Source organism: Pantoea sp. PGP6 (assembly GCF_053474785.1).
This window is the reverse complement of the sequence record NZ_JBQBMA010000001.1, coordinates 1,220,003-1,235,718: the sequence shown is the minus strand read 5'-3', so window position 1 is coordinate 1,235,718 and position 15,716 is coordinate 1,220,003. Positions and strand designations below refer to the sequence as shown.

Here is a 15,716-nt window from a genome sequence, read left to right as displayed (position 1 = left end):
CTATGCCAATTTCCCATAAAAGTACGCCAAAACCCCAGGAGTTTGCGGCGATCGACCTCGGATCGAACAGCTTCCATATGGTCATCGCCCGGGTGGTGGATGGCGCGATGCAGGTATTGGGTCGCCTGAAGCAGCGCGTCCATCTGGCTGACGGGCTGGATGCCAGTAATCGCCTGAGCGAAGAGGCGATGGAGCGGGGATTAACCTGCCTGGCGCTGTTCGCGGAACGCCTGCAGGGATTCAGCCCGAGCAATGTCACCATTGTCGGCACCCATACGCTGCGCCAGGCGGTCAACGCCGAAACCTTTTTGCAACGGGCCGCCGAGGTGATCCCCTATCCGATTGAGGTGATTTCAGGCCATGAAGAGGCCCGTCTGATCTTTATGGGCGTGGAGCATACTCAGCCGGAGAAAGGTCGTAAGCTGGTGATCGACATCGGTGGCGGGTCAACCGAACTGGTGATTGGCGAGGATTTTGAGCCGCAGCTGGTGGAAAGCCGCCGCATGGGTTGCGTCAGTTTCGCGCAGCTCTATTTCCCCAACGGTGAAATCAGCCGCGAGAATTTCCGTCGCGCCCGCTTAGCGGCCGCACAGAAGCTGGAAACTTTGGCGTGGCAGTATCGTCTGCATGGCTGGCAATATGCGCTGGGTGCGTCCGGCACCATCAAAGCCGCCTGTGAAGTGCTGCAGGCGATGGATGAGAAAGAGAAGCTGATTACGCCTGAGCGTCTCGACAAACTGTATGACGAAGTGATCAAACATAAATCGTTTGCCGCGCTGAGTCTGCCAGGCCTGTCGGAAGAGCGTAAAGGGGTGTTTGTACCGGGACTGGCGATTCTGTGCGGCGTGTTCGACGCGCTGGCAATTCGCGAGCTGCGCCTCTCCGATGGTGCGCTACGTGAAGGCGTGCTGTACGAAATGGAAGGCCGCTTCCGTCATCAGGATATCCGCAGCCGCACCGCGCAGAGTCTGGCGAACCATTACGCCATCGACAGCGATCAGGCGCGACGCGTGCTCGACACTACCGAACAGCTCTATCTGCAGTGGCGCGATCAGAATCCCAAACTGGCGAATCCGCAACTGGCGGCGCTGCTGAAGTGGGCGGCAATGCTGCATGAAGTCGGACTGACCATCAATCATAGCGGTCTGCAGCGCCATTCAGCCTACATCCTGCAAAACACCAATATGCCTGGCTTTAATCAGGATCAGCAAATGCTGCTGGCGGCGCTGGTAAGATTCCACCGGAAAGCGGTGAAACTCGATGAGTTGCCGCGGGTGACGCTGTTTAAGAAGAAGCAGTTCGTGCCGCTGATTTTCCTGTTGCGTCTGGGTACCCTGCTGAATAATCAGCGCCAGGCCACCACACGGCCGGATACTCTGGTGCTGAAGTGCGACGACGGCCACTGGACGCTGATTTTCCCCGCGGGCTATTTCAGTCAGAACACCCTGGTACAGCTCGATCTCGAGCGCGAGCAGGGTTACTGGAATGATGTCACCGGATGGAAACTGATCCTCGAAGAGGCCTGATAACGTGGGTGCCTGGCACCCATTTAACTGAACTGATGACCATGACACAACATACCGAACGTCTGCGTGACGAACACTATTTTGCCGAAACCTACGGCCTGACGCCGCCTCACTCTGAAGTCGTGGCGGCGCTACCACAGCTCAACGTCGGGAAAGCACTCGATCTCGGCTGTGGCGGTGGGCGTAACACGCTGTATCTTAATCAGCACGGTTTCGACGTCACCGCATGGGATCATAATCCGCAAAGCCTGGCGCGCCTGCACGATATCATCGAGCGGGAAGGTCTGAGCGGCATCCATACCGAACAACGGGATCTGAACCAGACGCGCTTTAACGGTGGCTACGATTTTGTGCTGTCGACAGTGGTGATGATGTTTCTGCAACCGCAGAGCATTCCGCAGTTGATTGCTGATATGCAGGCCTGCACGGTGAAAAACGGCTACAACCTGATTGTGGCAGCGATGAACACCGACGATATGCCCTGCCCGAGCGATTTTACCTTTGCGTTTAAATCGGGCGAGCTGAGCAATTATTACCGTAACTGGCATATCGTGAAGTACAACGAAAATCCTGGCCAGCTGCACCGTAAAGATGAACACGGCAATCGCATTAACTGCCGCTTCGCCACGCTGCTGGCGCAGAAAGCCAGTTACTGATCTTTGTCTGCTGTTTTTTTCAACCGCGATTGATTTCGTCTGGCGACTGTGACTAAATGTTGCGGTCGCCCAGCTTTGGGTCATTACAGGAACCACCCCGCGTGAACAGCGCTATTTCTCCCCGAAGACGTCAAAAAACCGGCACCATGACCCGTATCGTGTTGCTGATCAGTTTTATCATTTTGTTTAGCCGCCTGATTTTTATCCTGCCTGCTGCCTTCGAACATCATCAGCAACAAAAATCGCTGCCTGAACCGGTTGCCGTCAGTTCTGGCGATACGCGTTAGCGAACACGACTTTTTCGCCTGAAAAACTGCCCCGCCGTCCGGTTGACTGCGCCATTTTTTGCATCCCTTTTTCAGGCGAAACGCTACACTTCGTGCTGGTGCTTTCAGACTAAAGGGATTCAATGTGTCTGCCTCACACTCTCAACGTTTAAGTGAAATACGTCATCGCATTCTGACGCTGCTGCTCAACGAGCACGATCTGGTTGATGCTTTGCTGGATAAATCCAGCGACCTCAGTCCTGAACAGCAACGTGAAAATGCGGCCCAGCGTGACGCGCTGGAGCAGGATATTCGTCAGCTGCACGCTGCCGACCTTGCCGACATCCTCGAAGCCTTACCGGAAGAAGAACGTCAGGCGCTGTGGCGACTGGTGCCAAACGAACGGCGCGGTCTGGTACTGGTGGAAGCCTCGGAAACCGTCTGGGCCAGCCTGACCGAAGAGATGAGCGATCGCGATATTCTGCGCGCCATCGAACCGCTGGATATTGATGATCAGGTGTGGCTGGCACGATATCTGCCTCGTGACCTGACGGGCCGCCTGCTGGCGACCGTGGAACCGGGCCTGCGCGCCCGCATGCTGAGCATGGTGGAGTTTGATCGCGATCGCGTCGGTCGGGTGATGGATTTCAATATCCTGACGGTACGCGACGACGTGACGCTGGCCACGGTGCAGCGATATCTGCGTAAGCACAAAAGCATGCCAGGCGGCACCGATAAAATCTTTATCACCAATGACGATAATCTGCTGCTTGGCGAACTGCTGCTGACCGATATTCTGCTGAACAAGCCGAAAACGCTGGTCAGTGAGGTAATGAATGCCCGCCCCACCACCTTCCAGCTTAACGATAAGGCGGAAGATGCCGCCAGCGCCTTCGAACGTTATAACCTGATCTCCGCGGCCGTTACTGATGCAAAGGGCCGCCTGATAGGCCGTATCACTATTGAAGACATTATCGATTTGGTGAATGCCGAAAACGAAAGCAATATCCGTAAAATGGGCGGTATCAGTCAGGAAGAGGACGTGTTTGCGCCGGTGCGGAAGTCAGTGCGTAAACGCTGGGCATGGCTGGCGATTAATCTCTGCACCGCCTTTGTCGCCTCGCGAGTGATTGGGCTGTTTGAAGGCACTATCTCGCAAATCGTGGCGCTCGCCACTCTGATGCCGATCGTCGCTGGCATCGGCGGCAATACCGGTAATCAAACCATCACCATGATTGTGCGTGCTCTGGCGCTACATCAGGTTGAGCCGGGAAACTTCTCGTTCCTGATTGTCCGTGAACTCGGCGTGGCGCTGATCAACGGCCTGTTCTGGGGCGGGATTATGGGCGGCATCACCTGGCTGATGTATGACAACCTCGCGCTGGGCGGCGTGATGATGCTGGCGATGGCGCTGAATCTGCTGCTGGCAGCGCTGATGGGCGTGCTGGTACCGCTGGTGATGACCAAAATGAAGCGCGATCCCGCCGTCGGCTCCAGCGTATTGATCACCGCCATCACCGACACCGGCGGTTTCTTTATCTTCCTGGGACTGGCTACCCTGTTCCTGCTGCCGCACTGAGCCTCAGGCGCGGCCCGGGTTGCATTGTAATGCTCGCTTGAGATTACGCTGGCGCGTCACCTGCGCCAGTTCACCGATGGCGGCTGGCAGCGCATAGGTGCCGCGCTGGCTTAACCACTTCAGCACATCGTCCAGATGCCAGATGGCGGTTTTGCCGTCATGCACCGGCAACGGAAACGGCGGGCGGTGGCTGAGCATCAGTTTGCGCATATTCTGCCGCGACATGCCGGTTAATTCCGCCACATCCGTCAGTCCGACAAAATCGGGCGCGGCTTCCGCCAGCATGGCACCGGGTATGGCGCCGATGACCTCTGCTTCGGCGCGCATCAACGCCTCACTGGCAGAAGAGGCTTCACGGCTAAACTCCAGCGCAATTCTGCCAGGTACGCCGAGCCCGACCAGCGCATCATCACAGCCCGCCAGTGCCAGATTCTCCAGCATCTCATCCTGCGTGGCGTGCTCCGCTGGCAGGCTAAATCGTAAAGTAAAACGGTATTCCATGAGCCGCTCCTTTTGCTGTGTCAGGCCGTAAGAAAGTGACAATGATCAACCACGCGGCGCAGGGCATTGGCATGGTTTTGCGCACTCTTCGGCGTACTCCAGATGCAGGTCAGACAAAACTCGCCGCACCGACAGGTCATCAGGTTTTTCGGGCAGTACATCTTGCCCCACGCATGATGGCCGCCCGGTACTACCCGCCATCCATGGGATTCGGCGTAACATAAAGCCGATTCAATCTCTTTACTGTGATGTCGCTTTCTGACCATTTGAGCCTCTAGCGTGACGTGAAACCAGTGGGTTGTCAACTGACAACTTGTTAAAGTGGAGATTATGCGGCTCAGCATGGGCAGACTTTTTCTCGCGGTAAAACAGTCAGGGTATAAACTGGAAAACGGCACGCAAAAAATCATCAACAGTGGATTTATGCGACCAGAATGAACAACAAACTATGGAGGCAACATGTTTAAACCGGATGATTTTGTCCAGTCAAAGACCGGCGGTCCAAAAATGCAGGTGCTGCGGGCAGAAGGCGATACTCTGTGGTGCGCACGCACAGACGATGCGACCAAAAAAGAGATTGAAGTGAAGGCTGATAGCGTGAATCTGTATCACGAAGAAGGCGACTTCGGCGTCTGCTGATGAAAACTGGCCCCGACGAACGGGGCCGGACTGTTACGGGTTATTCTGTTGAAGGTTGTCGTGGCCGAGGCCGCCGATAAACGGCAGACGTAACCGGAAAGGGGTGAAATCCAGCCCCATGTTTAATCCCAGCAGGTTCACTTCAAAGCCCTCTTCTGCGCCGAGCGTCACGCCCGCCACGCCCAGAATCGACACCTGTAATCCACGTCCCGATGGCGGCAACCCAATCGGACGCCACAGCGGTCGGTAATCTTTGCCCAGCGCATTAGCGGGCAGATCAAGCTTCAGTGCCGGTACTTCACGGCCAATGTGTGCCAGAAAGGTATTACTGTTGGGTCCCGGCCAGGCATGATAGGTGGTTGGCCACGGGTAAGATTTAATTGCTGCCTCAATCTGCGGAATCATCGCTTCCGCCGCCGGGCCGCGATGCTCCACCAGCAGCCGTGGTTTCGCGCCGTACCAGTACCCGTCAGGAATATTGGTGTTGCGGCGGACTTTATCGCCGCTGCCCCAGCTAATCACCTCATAACGGTTATAACGGCTTTCGCCAGCGCGTTTGAAAATGATCCACGGATGAACCGCTACCGCACCTTTCCAGCCATAGGTCGGTGCGGCATAGACCTGAACAATAGCCAGGTTGGCTATGGCGCGCGGATCGGGCGCGATACCGGCCGAATCACGACGGGCCGACCACCAGCCGCCCTTTTCGCTGTTATCGCTGTGGCGAGTGGCCTGCGCAATACTGGCCCCCAGCGATAACAGTAAGACGGCAACAAAAAACAGGCTGAACACTTTAAGTGGAAGCATGACAACATTCCTGAAGACAATAAATGGCAACGTCTGCTGAGCAGTCGGATTTACACGGGGCGGCTTTGGGATATTGAGCAAAAGCGGCGGGTAAAGGCTGGCGACAAGTGTGGCGCGCGTCTCTCTACTGCAGAGCAGAATAGCGCAATTCTCGTCAAAGTGAACAATAAAACGCCAGCGGCGGCCGGGGATGCGCTGAAAGGTTAAAACCGCGGGCAGAAGGGCACGGTTTGTTTCGTCCAGTCTTCATCTGTCTGCCTTGCCGTAAAATTGCGGAACAGCGGCGCTTACTCTGGATGCTGGCTTGATGGCGGCTGTCAATCGCTCCATTTCGCCAGACGGCTCCCTGCAAAAACCCAACACCACGCCGAACCGGACTTGACCATTCGGCCTTACAGAAACGCCAAAACAGCGAGCTGCGATCGTAGGCTTCTTAGCCTGAGCCTGAGCCTGAGCCTGAGCCTGAGCCTGAGCCTGAGCCTGAGCCTGAGCCTGAGCCTTCAGGCTGATGCCTGACATCCCATTTAACAACATTGCTGCTATATAAAAATCCGCCATCTCTCTTTGGGATGACGGATTTGTTATCCTTGCCAGCCAGGTATCCGGGCACCGGTCTGCTCCGGGTCCGGACTCTCCTTCCTTACGAGTGACGAGGAGGTTTATAAGCTAACTCAGAACCACGCCTCAAACATGCCGCCGACATTCAGCGAATCCAGTTGCTCGTTGCTGGTGGCATCGGCTCTGGCGATATGCGCGTTGTCCACCTGACCGCCGGTCACATAGAAGCGCAACATCGGACGGAACTCAGGCCCCATGCCAATGGCGATGTTCTGCGATAACGTTAGTTTCCAGCCTTTGTTATCTCCGCCCTGATCGTAATCCACACGCTGGTAGCCGGCTTCCAGCCAGGTTGAGTGCACGTCGTTCCAGAAATACATCGGTCGCACAATCGCAGCATAGTTTTTACGGTTGTCGGTGTTGTCCTTACCGTCATCGTAGTCATGGAAGGCCAGCAAATAATCGAGCTGCGCCTGCCGGGTAAACTTATGACTGCCCTCGAAGCTGGCGTAGACCGTGGTCAGATCGTCCGTTTTGTTGTAGACGCTGTTATCCGAGTTGTCGGAATAGCGCAGAATGACTTTGTTCACCCCGCTGTCGTTGGTGTGGCTCAGTACCAGACCGCCCTGCCAGGCATCGAGCTGCTCATCGTTGTCTATCGCTTTCGAGTCAAAGCCGTAGTTGGCGTACACTTCGACATCAATCGGCCCGGCCTTGATGCCGTGGGTTTTGGTGGTCAGCGCATAATGGCCATCATCACCGGTGTCGGAGCTACCGGTACAGGTGATACGTGATGGATTAGTCTCATCGGCCGACACTTCCGGGCTACAGGATTTCACCTGCGACACCGTTGCCACGTCAAACTGAATGCCGCCAATAGCCAAGTTTTTCACCCCGGCCCCCTGGCCGTCATGGTTCATCCAGAAGTAGTCGTTGATCCCCTGCTGCGGACGTTGATGGAAATCGCGGCCAGCCCAGATATAGGCATTTGGGTTTGATTCGAAGACGTTAGTGACGCCTGCATAGGCCTTTTTCAGGTTCACTTCATCGCTCCAGTGGTCAAACATGACGTTAATGTCCCAGATGGCCCCTCTGTCGCTTTTGAAGGCTTTGCTCAACTGGAATTCACCGCCGTTACTTTCGTTACCCAGACGACCGATCGCCGAGGCACCGTTATAGGATCCCTCGACGCCAACATATTTCTGATCGCCCGCCTGGAAGTGGCTGCCGTAGCGGGCGTAGCCACTGAATTTAAGACCAAATGGAATGGCTAAATCCGGAGAGGCAGCAGTGGTTTGCGGGTCGGTAATAACGTCGACTTTTTTATCGGCAGCAGCAGTGATTTTCGCCTGCCTTTCGGCCAGGGCTTTATCAACCGCTTTAGCGACAATGGCGTCAATCTGTTCCTGAGTTAATTCCTGTGCCAGAACGGAAACAGAGCACAGTGCGGTAATTATCGCCATTGCTAAAGGGATTGTTTTTACAGTTTTCATGGCTATCTCAAATTAATTAATTATATCTTTAGAAAATAACCATCCTGTTTCGGTGTGAATAGAAACAACGTCACCAAAACAAGTTGATTTTATTTTTATTTCGTAGAGGTACAGTTAAATAATTAGCGTAATGAGTGTCTCCGTAGTCAGGGTGAGTAAATATTACTGGGGTCAAAAGTGAATAATCCATTCCACTAATTCAAATTGCAGCAAGGATTGCATCCGATAATTCGGTGCTAAGACTCCTTCACGGTCAGAGGCTGGTGCGCTTATCCGGCGCAACGCCATCCTTAGCATTAAGGCTGGCGTTGCACTTATTACCTGAATTGACACTTAGTATTTAATTAAATCGTGATTCACTGGCATCCCAGCTATAAGTGTTATTTTCAATTAGAAAATCACCCAACTCCTGATAACTGAAGTGATAAAACTCTGCGCTGGCAGCATAACCAGAATAGTCAACGACCGCGAGGCCAACAAATGCTCCGGTAAAGAATCCTCCATAGCTTTGCAGTACATAATCATCTGAAAGGATGGCTGAATCTAATTTGACAGGGATTTCAGTGAAATTGATTCCGTCAAAACTATATTCATAACTATAGGTTTCCTTCCGAACTTTGGTGCGAAACCAGACATATTGCGTTTCCTCCGGAATCTTAATGGCCTCATCTTTCAGATAGGAGGTGTATTTCCCACGATTATTCTCACCAATTTCGATAACGGCTCCATTAATTTCATTCCAGGTAATGAAAACAAAACTCCAATGGCGCTCGTTGTAATAATGGGTTAACCCTGCCATTTGCTGGTAATTAAATGGCTCAAATTTAACTTTAACCTGCGCATCAAAATAAAAGGCTTGCCAGCGTCGGGCAATCAGCGAGAGGTCATGGGTATTCGCTAGCGATCCCTGCCCTGTCAGGGTTAACTTTCCATCACCCGTCGTTCCCATTTTTTCGGTGAACGGGACCCGGAGCGTATTCCAGTTGAGATCAAGTGTCGCCGTTATAAAATCATCGTGCTGGCTATGATCTTTTGCGCTTTCGGTATAAATCGCATCTGCTGGCCCTTCGACAAACGTTCGTCCACCGTGGCCTCCTGCAATACGTGGCCAGCCATCTTTATCCCAATACACTTTCTGGATAGAGGTTTCTCTCCCCAGGGTAGACCAACCACGAGGGTCGTAGGCGGACTCACCGACACGGTTCCACGGACGCGCGCAAAGCGAAGCATAATACCATTCCCCTGTCGGGGTTGAGACCAACGAGCCGTGCCCCTGCTTTTGAATATAGCTGTCTGGCGTATCCATATTGGTTAAGAACACTTCCCCTGGCTGTGTTTCAAAACTATTGGCATTCAATGTTTTTGAACGCGCCACGACTTCCTGGTGAGTGAAAACGGTTCCGCCTTGAGCGGCAAAAAGATAATAATAGCCGTTCAGTTTGTAGAGATGTGGCCCCTCGACCAGGGCGACGGCAGTACCGCGATAAATCGTTCGCGCAGTTTCTGGTTTTAATTTCAGCGTCTGTGTATCAAGCTCAGTTAACGTAATGCCATCAAAAGGATGATGATACTCGCGATGATCCCAGGTTTGTTGAATGAGGTATTTACGACCATCGTCATCATGGAAAAGTGAAGCGTCAAAACCGACACCATTAAGTTTAATCGGATCTGTCCATGGGCCACGAATGTCAGTGGCTGTAGTCAGATAATTCGTCATGTCTTTAAAGGCACCTTCGGTGACTTTCACATCGGTATAAACTAACCAGAATTTACCATCAGCATACGAAAGCGCTGGTGCCCAAATCCCGCCGGATGAAGGATTTCCTTTCATATCTAAAAGTGCGGTTGTTGATAATGGGGCCGGGAGAAGATTCCAGTGTTCCAGGTCTTTTGACTCATGTAAACGAACACCCGGGAACCACTCAAAAGTAGAGTTTGCAATATAGTAGGTGTCTTCTACACGGATAATGCTCGGATCGGCATTAAATCCAGGTAAGATAGGGTTTTGAATCAGAGACATATAATCATACCTTTTAAGTTTAAGCTGGCTATTTTTTGAGTTTTATCGCTAATTTTTCAAACTACACACGTACCTCATCAAGCTGACGATTGATGTCGGTGACATGTTTGTCTGAGATGGGATAGACCTGAATGATGATCATCGAAATGGCGGCTAACATTATTGGAGCCCAAATCGCTGTAATAATTATTCCGTCGATAGCATTTGCACTTTGCTGAACCCCTTTTTCGTTAAAGCCATAGGCAGCCAGTAACCAAAGTGGAATCGCGCCACCCAGCGTGAAACCGATTTTGAAAAACAGTCCCATAATGGCATTAATAATGGCGGCGTTTCGTTTTCCTGTTTTTAATTCGCCATAAGCGACAACTTCAGGGACAAGTGCCCACATGAAGCCGGTCGCAGAGCTTAAGCCCCACTGTTTGATGAATGTTGAGATATAAGCCAGCCAAAGGGCATCGTGCATTGCTTCACGTGACCATACGTAGGTCAGTAGTTCACCGACAATAAACATGCCAAGGAACAGATGGAAGAAGCCTTTTTTGCCAAAAATTTTCTTCAGTCTGGGCCAAAAAACAGGGAAGACAATACCGGGAATTGAGGCGACCAGGCCGATAGCGCCCATCCACTCTGAGTGGCCAACGACGTACTGATTGAAAAAGCCATTTACGGTATTCATGAAAAACATGAAGGTGAAGGCCAGCATGAAAAACAATCCGAGAATGACAAGCGGCCGGTTATGTCTGAGTTCATGGAACAGATCTGTCGCTTTTACGTTGGCTGTTTGTTCTTCCGTCGCAACGACACGTTCTTTAGTAAATTTATAACAGATGAAAAGTGCAACTGCGCCGATCAGCATATAGATTGAGTAAACACCAAACCACGCGTAGTTAGCTGAGGGATCGGTGTAGTTACCCATATTGAGTTCAAGGCCAAAAAAACCCGTATCTTTCAGGCTTCGATCTTTTGGAGAAGCCATTTGTACAAACATTGGAAAGAGCGTATAGACAAGAAGATTCGCACTATTAGCCAGCATCATACGTGTGCTGGTCAGTTTATCAATAGATTCAGGATCTCTTGTCAGTGAAGCATTCAGTGAACCATACGGGATATTCACTACTGAATAAATCAAATCCAGGGCTAAATAAACCACAAATGCAAAAGGAACAGAACCCTGGATACCCGGGATAGGAGCAAACAGTAAAGCAGAAAGGATAACAAGAGGAACACCTGCTCTTAAAAGCCAGGGACGGTATTTTCCGGCAGGAGAGCTTCTTTTATCAACATACGTTCCCACCATCGGGTCCCATAACACGTTAATAATGCGGACAAAAAGAAATATAAATCCGGCTGTTGCTGTACTGATTGTATTTACAGTCAACATGTGAAGCGCCAGAAAACCGCCAATGGTACCGAATACCAGGTTTTGCGCAAAGTCGCCCATCCCATAACCAATACGCTCTCCACGGGTTAATTTATGATATTCATCATGCCGGCTTTGCATTATGTTATTGCTCATTCTAGTCAGATCTCCGGTTCTTTTGTCTGGGAGGAACACTTTCTGACACAAGTAACCCATGAGAATCTATTATGTTTTTAAATTAATTAATTATGTTTTTTTATTTATGTGATCATTGAGACAAAAGCCATTTAAAGGCCCGGAAGGGTTGATTAACCGCGCACAGACGATATTCTCAGCAAATGAACTACCATACTAAACAGGCTTTTAATTTAGACCCTTGCCTGCTGTCGGTGACAAAGCAAACTCAATATATAAGCGTAATTTTGCGGGATGGCTCACACTTGATAATTATCTCAATACGAGAGTGAAATAACGTAATTGAGCAACCGGCGATGAAAAGAGAGGATAGGTAACAGTGATTTATTTTGCGCCGCCTAAATTATGGAGTTCTTTATGCAAGTTCAGGCCACGGCTCGCCTTCTTTCTATGCCAAACGAGATGTCAGCATCAAAAGCAGGTTTTGACTAGCGCTACTCACTGGCGCATCGGAATCGTAGGCGAAGGAAGGATATAATCAGAGCTACCGGCAAAGATTTTGAGAGCAATAATAATATTCATTGCCAGTCTGGAAAGAAAAAACCAATCTGGTCTACGTTGTTTCATCCTCTCCTTTAGTTTCGTCCATCATGCTTCGCTAAATTTCAGCTCGTCGCGCTTGCGCAAGCGTAATCCCACCGACGCCCTAACGGTCAAAGCTAATGGTCTCTTGTGTTCGATTTATTGAATAGTGGTAGCGAAATGAGATTGAACCCGCCGGAGTTACCACAACATAAAGGTCATCACGGTCATTAACGTTATAGCGTTTCTCGTGAGTTCCATTGAAAAAACTGTGCTTACCGTTGCCAGAAAGTGCCAGACACAAAAAAGCCCGCAGTGATGCGGGCTTAGAGGGATTTTACTGCTTAACCGTGTAGGCTGTTGCCAGACGCGAAATCATTCCCATTCAATGGTCGCCGGTGGCTTGCCGCTGATGTCATACACCACGCGGGAGATGCCGTTGACTTCATTGATGATGCGGTTAGAGACCCGGCCGAGGAATTCATACGGCAGGTGCGCCCAGTGCGCGGTCATGAAGTCGATGGTTTCCACTGCACGCAGTGAAACCACCCAGTCATATTTACGGCCATCGCCCATCACACCGACCGAACGTACCGGCAGGAAGACGGTGAAGGCCTGGCTGACCTTGTTGTAGAGATCGGCTTTGTGCAGCTCTTCAATGAAGATCGCATCGGCACGGCGCAGCAGGTCGCAATACTCTTTCTTCACTTCGCCCAGCACGCGTACGCCCAGACCCGGACCCGGGAACGGATGGCGATAAAGCATATCGTACGGCAGGCCCAGCTCCAGACCGATCTTACGCACTTCATCTTTGAACAGCTCTTTCAGCGGTTCAACCAGCCCCATCTTCATCTCTTTCGGCAGGCCACCCACGTTATGGTGCGATTTGATGACGTGCGCTTTACCGGTGGCAGAGGCGGCTGATTCAATCACGTCCGGATAGATGGTGCCCTGCGCCAGCCACTTAACGTCCTGCAGTTTCAGCGCTTCTTCGTCAAATACTTCCACAAAGACACGACCGATGGTTTTACGCTTAGCTTCAGGTTCATCAATACCCGCCAGTGCATCCAGGAAGCGCATCTCAGCCGGCACATGGATGATGTTGAGACCAAAGTGGTCGCCAAACATATCCATCACCTGTTGCGCTTCGTTCAGGCGCAGCAGACCGTTATCCACGAATACGCAGGTCAGACGATCGCCGATGGCGCGGTGCAGCAGCATCGCGGTCACAGAGGAGTCAACGCCGCCTGAAAGGCCAAGGATTACCTTGTCATTGCCGACCTGCTCACGCAGGCGCTCAACCGCATCTTCAATGATCTTAGCCGGGGTCCACAGCGCTTCACATTCACAGATATCGATAATGAAACGCTCAAGCATCCGCAGCCCCTGACGGGTGTGGGTCACTTCCGGGTGGAACTGCACGCCGTAGAAACGCTTCTCTTCGTTGGCCATGATGGCGAACGGACAGGTTTCGGTGCTGGCAACGGTGACGAAGTCAGCCGGAATGGCAGTCACTTTGTCGCCGTGGCTCATCCAGACATCCAGCAGCGGTTTACCGGCGGCGCTAATCGCGTCTTCAATACCGCGTACCAGCGCGCTTGGGGTGGTCACTTCAACCTGCGCATAACCGAACTCACGCTCGCTGGAACCGGAGACTTTACCGCCCAACTGCATCGCCATGGTCTGCATGCCGTAGCAGACGCCCAGCACCGGCACACCGGCGCTGAAGACATATTCAGGCGCACGCGGGCTGTTCAGCTCGGTGGTGCTTTCCGGCCCACCGGAGAGGATGATGCCGCTCGGATTGAACTGGCGAATCTGCTCTTCGGTCACGTCCCATGCCCAGAGTTCACAGTAGACACCCAGTTCGCGCACGCGACGTGCCACCAGCTGAGTATATTGAGAGCCGAAATCGAGAATCAGAATGCGATGCTTATGGATATTTTCCGTCGTCATTGAGGGGTTTCCAGAACGGTGACTTGATAAATAAAAGCGCCCGGCTGAAGCCGGGCGGGAAATCTTACGGGATTACGATCCCATGCGGTAGTTCGGTGACTCTTTGGTAATGGTCACATCGTGGACATGGCTTTCGTTGATGCCGGCACCGCTGATGCGGACAAATTCCGCTTTGGTGCGCAGGTCATCAATGGTCGGGCAGCCGGTCAGGCCCATACAGGAGCGCAGTCCGCCCATCTGCTGGTGTACGATCTCTTTCAGGCGGCCTTTATAGGCAACGCGGCCTTCAATGCCTTCCGGCACCAGTTTGTCGGCGGCGTTATCGGTCTGGAAGTAACGGTCAGATGAGCCTTTCGACATCGCGCCCAGTGAACCCATGCCGCGATAGGATTTGAACGAACGCCCCTGATAGAGTTCGATTTCGCCCGGGGATTCTTCGGTACCGGCCAGCATAGAACCGACCATCACACAGGATGCGCCCGCAGCAATTGCTTTGGCGATGTCGCCAGAGAAGCGGATACCGCCATCGGCGATTACCGGAATACCGGTGCCTTCCAGTGCAGCAACCGCATCAGAAACGGCGGTAATCTGTGGCACGCCAACGCCGGTGACGATACGGGTAGTACAGATGGAGCCCGGGCCGATACCGACTTTAACTGCGCTGACGCCGGCGTCTACCAGCGCCAGTGCGCCAGCACCGGTCGCCACGTTGCCGCCGACGATTTCAAGATCAGGATATTTGGCGCGGGTTTCACGAATGCGTGACAGCACGCCTTCGGAATGGCCGTGCGAGGAGTCAATCAGCAGCACGTCAACACCGGCCGCAACCAGCGCATCGATACGCTCTTCGTTACCGGCGCCCGCACCAACGGCGGCACCGACACGCAGACGACCCTGCGCATCTTTACAGGCGTTTGGTTTACGTTCGGCTTTCTGGAAATCTTTTACGGTAATCATGCCAAGCAGATGGAAGCTGTCATCCACCACCAGCGCTTTTTCAACGCGCTTTTCGTGCATTTTGTGCAGCACTACGTCGCGCGCTTCACCCTCTTTCACCGTCACCAGACGATCTTTCGGGGTCATCACAGCGGATACCGGCTGGGAGAGGTCAGTCACAAAGCGAACGTCACGACCGGTAATGATACCGACCAGTTCGTTGTCGCGGTTCACTACCGGGTAACCGGCAAAACCGTTACGCTCGGTCAGCGCTTTCACTTCGGCCAGCGGTGTAGTTGGCAGCACGGTTTGTGGCTCAGTCACCACGCCGCTTTCATGTTTCTTCACCTTGCGCACTTCGTCCGCCTGGCGTTCAATTGACATGTTTTTGTGAATGAAGCCAAGACCGCCTTCCTGCGCCAGCGCAATCGCCAGACCCGCTTCGGTCACGGTGTCCATTGCAGCGGAAAGCATCGGAATATTTAAACGGATATTTTTGGTCAGCTGAGTGCTGAGATCGGCCGTATTCGGCAGGACGGTGGAGTGTGCAGGAACGAGTAAAACGTCGTCGAAAGTGAGTGCTTCTTTAGCGATTCTTAACATGGCAATACTCCACCTCGGGTGAATGAGAATAGATAAAATATTGCCGCGGCATTATACAGGCCGTAACCGATTGCCTCCAGCATTATTTCAGAAAAACTC

At 52.4% G+C, this 15,716-nt stretch carries 13 protein-coding genes; 5 read left to right on the top strand and 8 right to left on the bottom strand.

Annotation, left to right across the window (positions count from 1 at the left end):
- Positions 1–2 precede the first annotated feature (2 nt).
- The 4 genes from ppx to mgtE all read left to right on the top strand — a co-directional run bounded on the left by ppx (position 3) and on the right by mgtE (position 4,027).
- Positions 3–1,526: an exopolyphosphatase gene (gene ppx, locus ACLIBF_RS05945; protein WP_031375372.1), complete on the top strand. Its 1,524-nt coding sequence runs from the start codon at positions 3–5 to the stop codon at positions 1,524–1,526.
- Positions 1,527–1,561: 35 nt separating this feature from the next.
- Positions 1,562–2,182: a tellurite resistance methyltransferase TehB gene (gene tehB, locus ACLIBF_RS05940; RefSeq protein ID WP_089561711.1), complete on the top strand. Its 621-nt coding sequence runs from the start codon at positions 1,562–1,564 to the stop codon at positions 2,180–2,182.
- Between the two features lie 101 nt (positions 2,183–2,283).
- On the top strand, positions 2,284–2,469 hold the full coding sequence (locus tag ACLIBF_RS05935; RefSeq protein ID WP_031375371.1) for a YfgG family protein: 186 nt from the start codon (positions 2,284–2,286) through the stop codon (positions 2,467–2,469).
- 124 nt (positions 2,470–2,593) lie between these two features.
- Positions 2,594–4,027, top strand: coding sequence for a magnesium transporter (gene mgtE / locus ACLIBF_RS05930; RefSeq protein ID WP_031375370.1), 1,434 nt, complete (start codon positions 2,594–2,596; stop codon positions 4,025–4,027).
- Positions 4,028–4,030: 3 nt separating this feature from the next.
- Here mgtE and ACLIBF_RS05925 read toward each other — a convergent pair whose 3' ends face one another.
- Positions 4,031–4,528, bottom strand: coding sequence for a helix-turn-helix transcriptional regulator (locus ACLIBF_RS05925; protein WP_069728712.1), 498 nt, complete (start codon positions 4,526–4,528; stop codon positions 4,031–4,033).
- 20 nt (positions 4,529–4,548) lie between these two features.
- Positions 4,549–4,794: a hypothetical protein gene (locus tag ACLIBF_RS05920; RefSeq protein WP_072051000.1), complete on the bottom strand. Its 246-nt coding sequence runs from the start codon at positions 4,792–4,794 to the stop codon at positions 4,549–4,551.
- Positions 4,795–4,987: 193 nt separating this feature from the next.
- Here ACLIBF_RS05920 and ACLIBF_RS05915 point away from each other — a divergent pair, with 193 nt between their 5' ends.
- Positions 4,988–5,167 carry a hypothetical protein gene (locus tag ACLIBF_RS05915; RefSeq protein ID WP_031375368.1) on the top strand — a complete coding sequence of 60 codons (180 nt, stop codon included), beginning with the start codon at positions 4,988–4,990 and terminating at the stop codon, positions 5,165–5,167.
- A 33-nt stretch (positions 5,168–5,200) separates the two neighbouring features.
- Here the strand turns inward: ACLIBF_RS05915 and ACLIBF_RS05910 are convergent, their stop codons facing one another.
- The 6 genes from ACLIBF_RS05910 to guaB all read right to left on the bottom strand — a co-directional run bounded on the left by ACLIBF_RS05910 (position 5,201) and on the right by guaB (position 15,617).
- Positions 5,201–5,974 carry a DUF3750 domain-containing protein gene (locus ACLIBF_RS05910; protein ID WP_448309479.1) on the bottom strand — a complete coding sequence of 258 codons (774 nt, stop codon included), beginning with the start codon at positions 5,972–5,974 and terminating at the stop codon, positions 5,201–5,203.
- A 671-nt stretch (positions 5,975–6,645) separates the two neighbouring features.
- Positions 6,646–8,025 (bottom strand): carbohydrate porin, encoded by a 1,380-nt coding sequence (locus ACLIBF_RS05905; protein ID WP_448309478.1) that lies wholly within the window; start codon positions 8,023–8,025, stop codon positions 6,646–6,648.
- 340 nt (positions 8,026–8,365) lie between these two features.
- Positions 8,366–10,045 (bottom strand): glycoside hydrolase family 43 protein, encoded by a 1,680-nt coding sequence (locus ACLIBF_RS05900; protein ID WP_448309477.1) that lies wholly within the window; start codon positions 10,043–10,045, stop codon positions 8,366–8,368.
- A 61-nt stretch (positions 10,046–10,106) separates the two neighbouring features.
- Positions 10,107–11,546 (bottom strand): MFS transporter, encoded by a 1,440-nt coding sequence (locus ACLIBF_RS05895; RefSeq protein ID WP_448310372.1) that lies wholly within the window; start codon positions 11,544–11,546, stop codon positions 10,107–10,109.
- Positions 11,547–12,497: 951 nt separating this feature from the next.
- The gene (gene guaA, locus ACLIBF_RS05890; RefSeq protein ID WP_069728709.1) at positions 12,498–14,078 is read right to left on the bottom strand and encodes a glutamine-hydrolyzing GMP synthase; all 1,581 of its coding nucleotides are present in this window, start codon (positions 14,076–14,078) and stop codon (positions 12,498–12,500) included.
- A 72-nt stretch (positions 14,079–14,150) separates the two neighbouring features.
- Positions 14,151–15,617: an IMP dehydrogenase gene (gene guaB, locus ACLIBF_RS05885; protein ID WP_031376474.1), complete on the bottom strand. Its 1,467-nt coding sequence runs from the start codon at positions 15,615–15,617 to the stop codon at positions 14,151–14,153.
- Positions 15,618–15,716 lie beyond the last annotated feature (99 nt).

Bases quoted from the DNA above. Each gene is read 5' to 3' on its own strand.
- ACLIBF_RS05925 (WP_069728712.1), bottom strand. From the start codon at position 4,528: ATGGAATACCGTTTTACTTTACGATTTAGCCTGCCAGCGGAGCACGCC.
- ACLIBF_RS05915 (WP_031375368.1), top strand. From the start codon at position 4,988: ATGTTTAAACCGGATGATTTTGTCCAGTCAAAGACCGGCGGTCCAAAA.
- ppx (WP_031375372.1), top strand. From the start codon at position 3: ATGCCAATTTCCCATAAAAGTACGCCAAAACCCCAGGAGTTTGCGGCG.
- tehB (WP_089561711.1), top strand. From the start codon at position 1,562: ATGACCATGACACAACATACCGAACGTCTGCGTGACGAACACTATTTT.
- ACLIBF_RS05895 (WP_448310372.1), bottom strand. From the start codon at position 11,546: ATGCAAAGCCGGCATGATGAATATCATAAATTAACCCGTGGAGAGCGT.
- guaB (WP_031376474.1), bottom strand. From the start codon at position 15,617: ATGTTAAGAATCGCTAAAGAAGCACTCACTTTCGACGACGTTTTACTC.
- ACLIBF_RS05900 (WP_448309477.1), bottom strand. From the start codon at position 10,045: ATGTCTCTGATTCAAAACCCTATCTTACCTGGATTTAATGCCGATCCG.
- ACLIBF_RS05910 (WP_448309479.1), bottom strand. From the start codon at position 5,974: ATGCTTCCACTTAAAGTGTTCAGCCTGTTTTTTGTTGCCGTCTTACTG.
- guaA (WP_069728709.1), bottom strand. From the start codon at position 14,078: ATGACGACGGAAAATATCCATAAGCATCGCATTCTGATTCTCGATTTC.
- ACLIBF_RS05905 (WP_448309478.1), bottom strand. From the start codon at position 8,025: ATGAAAACTGTAAAAACAATCCCTTTAGCAATGGCGATAATTACCGCA.
- ACLIBF_RS05920 (WP_072051000.1), bottom strand. From the start codon at position 4,794: ATGGTCAGAAAGCGACATCACAGTAAAGAGATTGAATCGGCTTTATGT.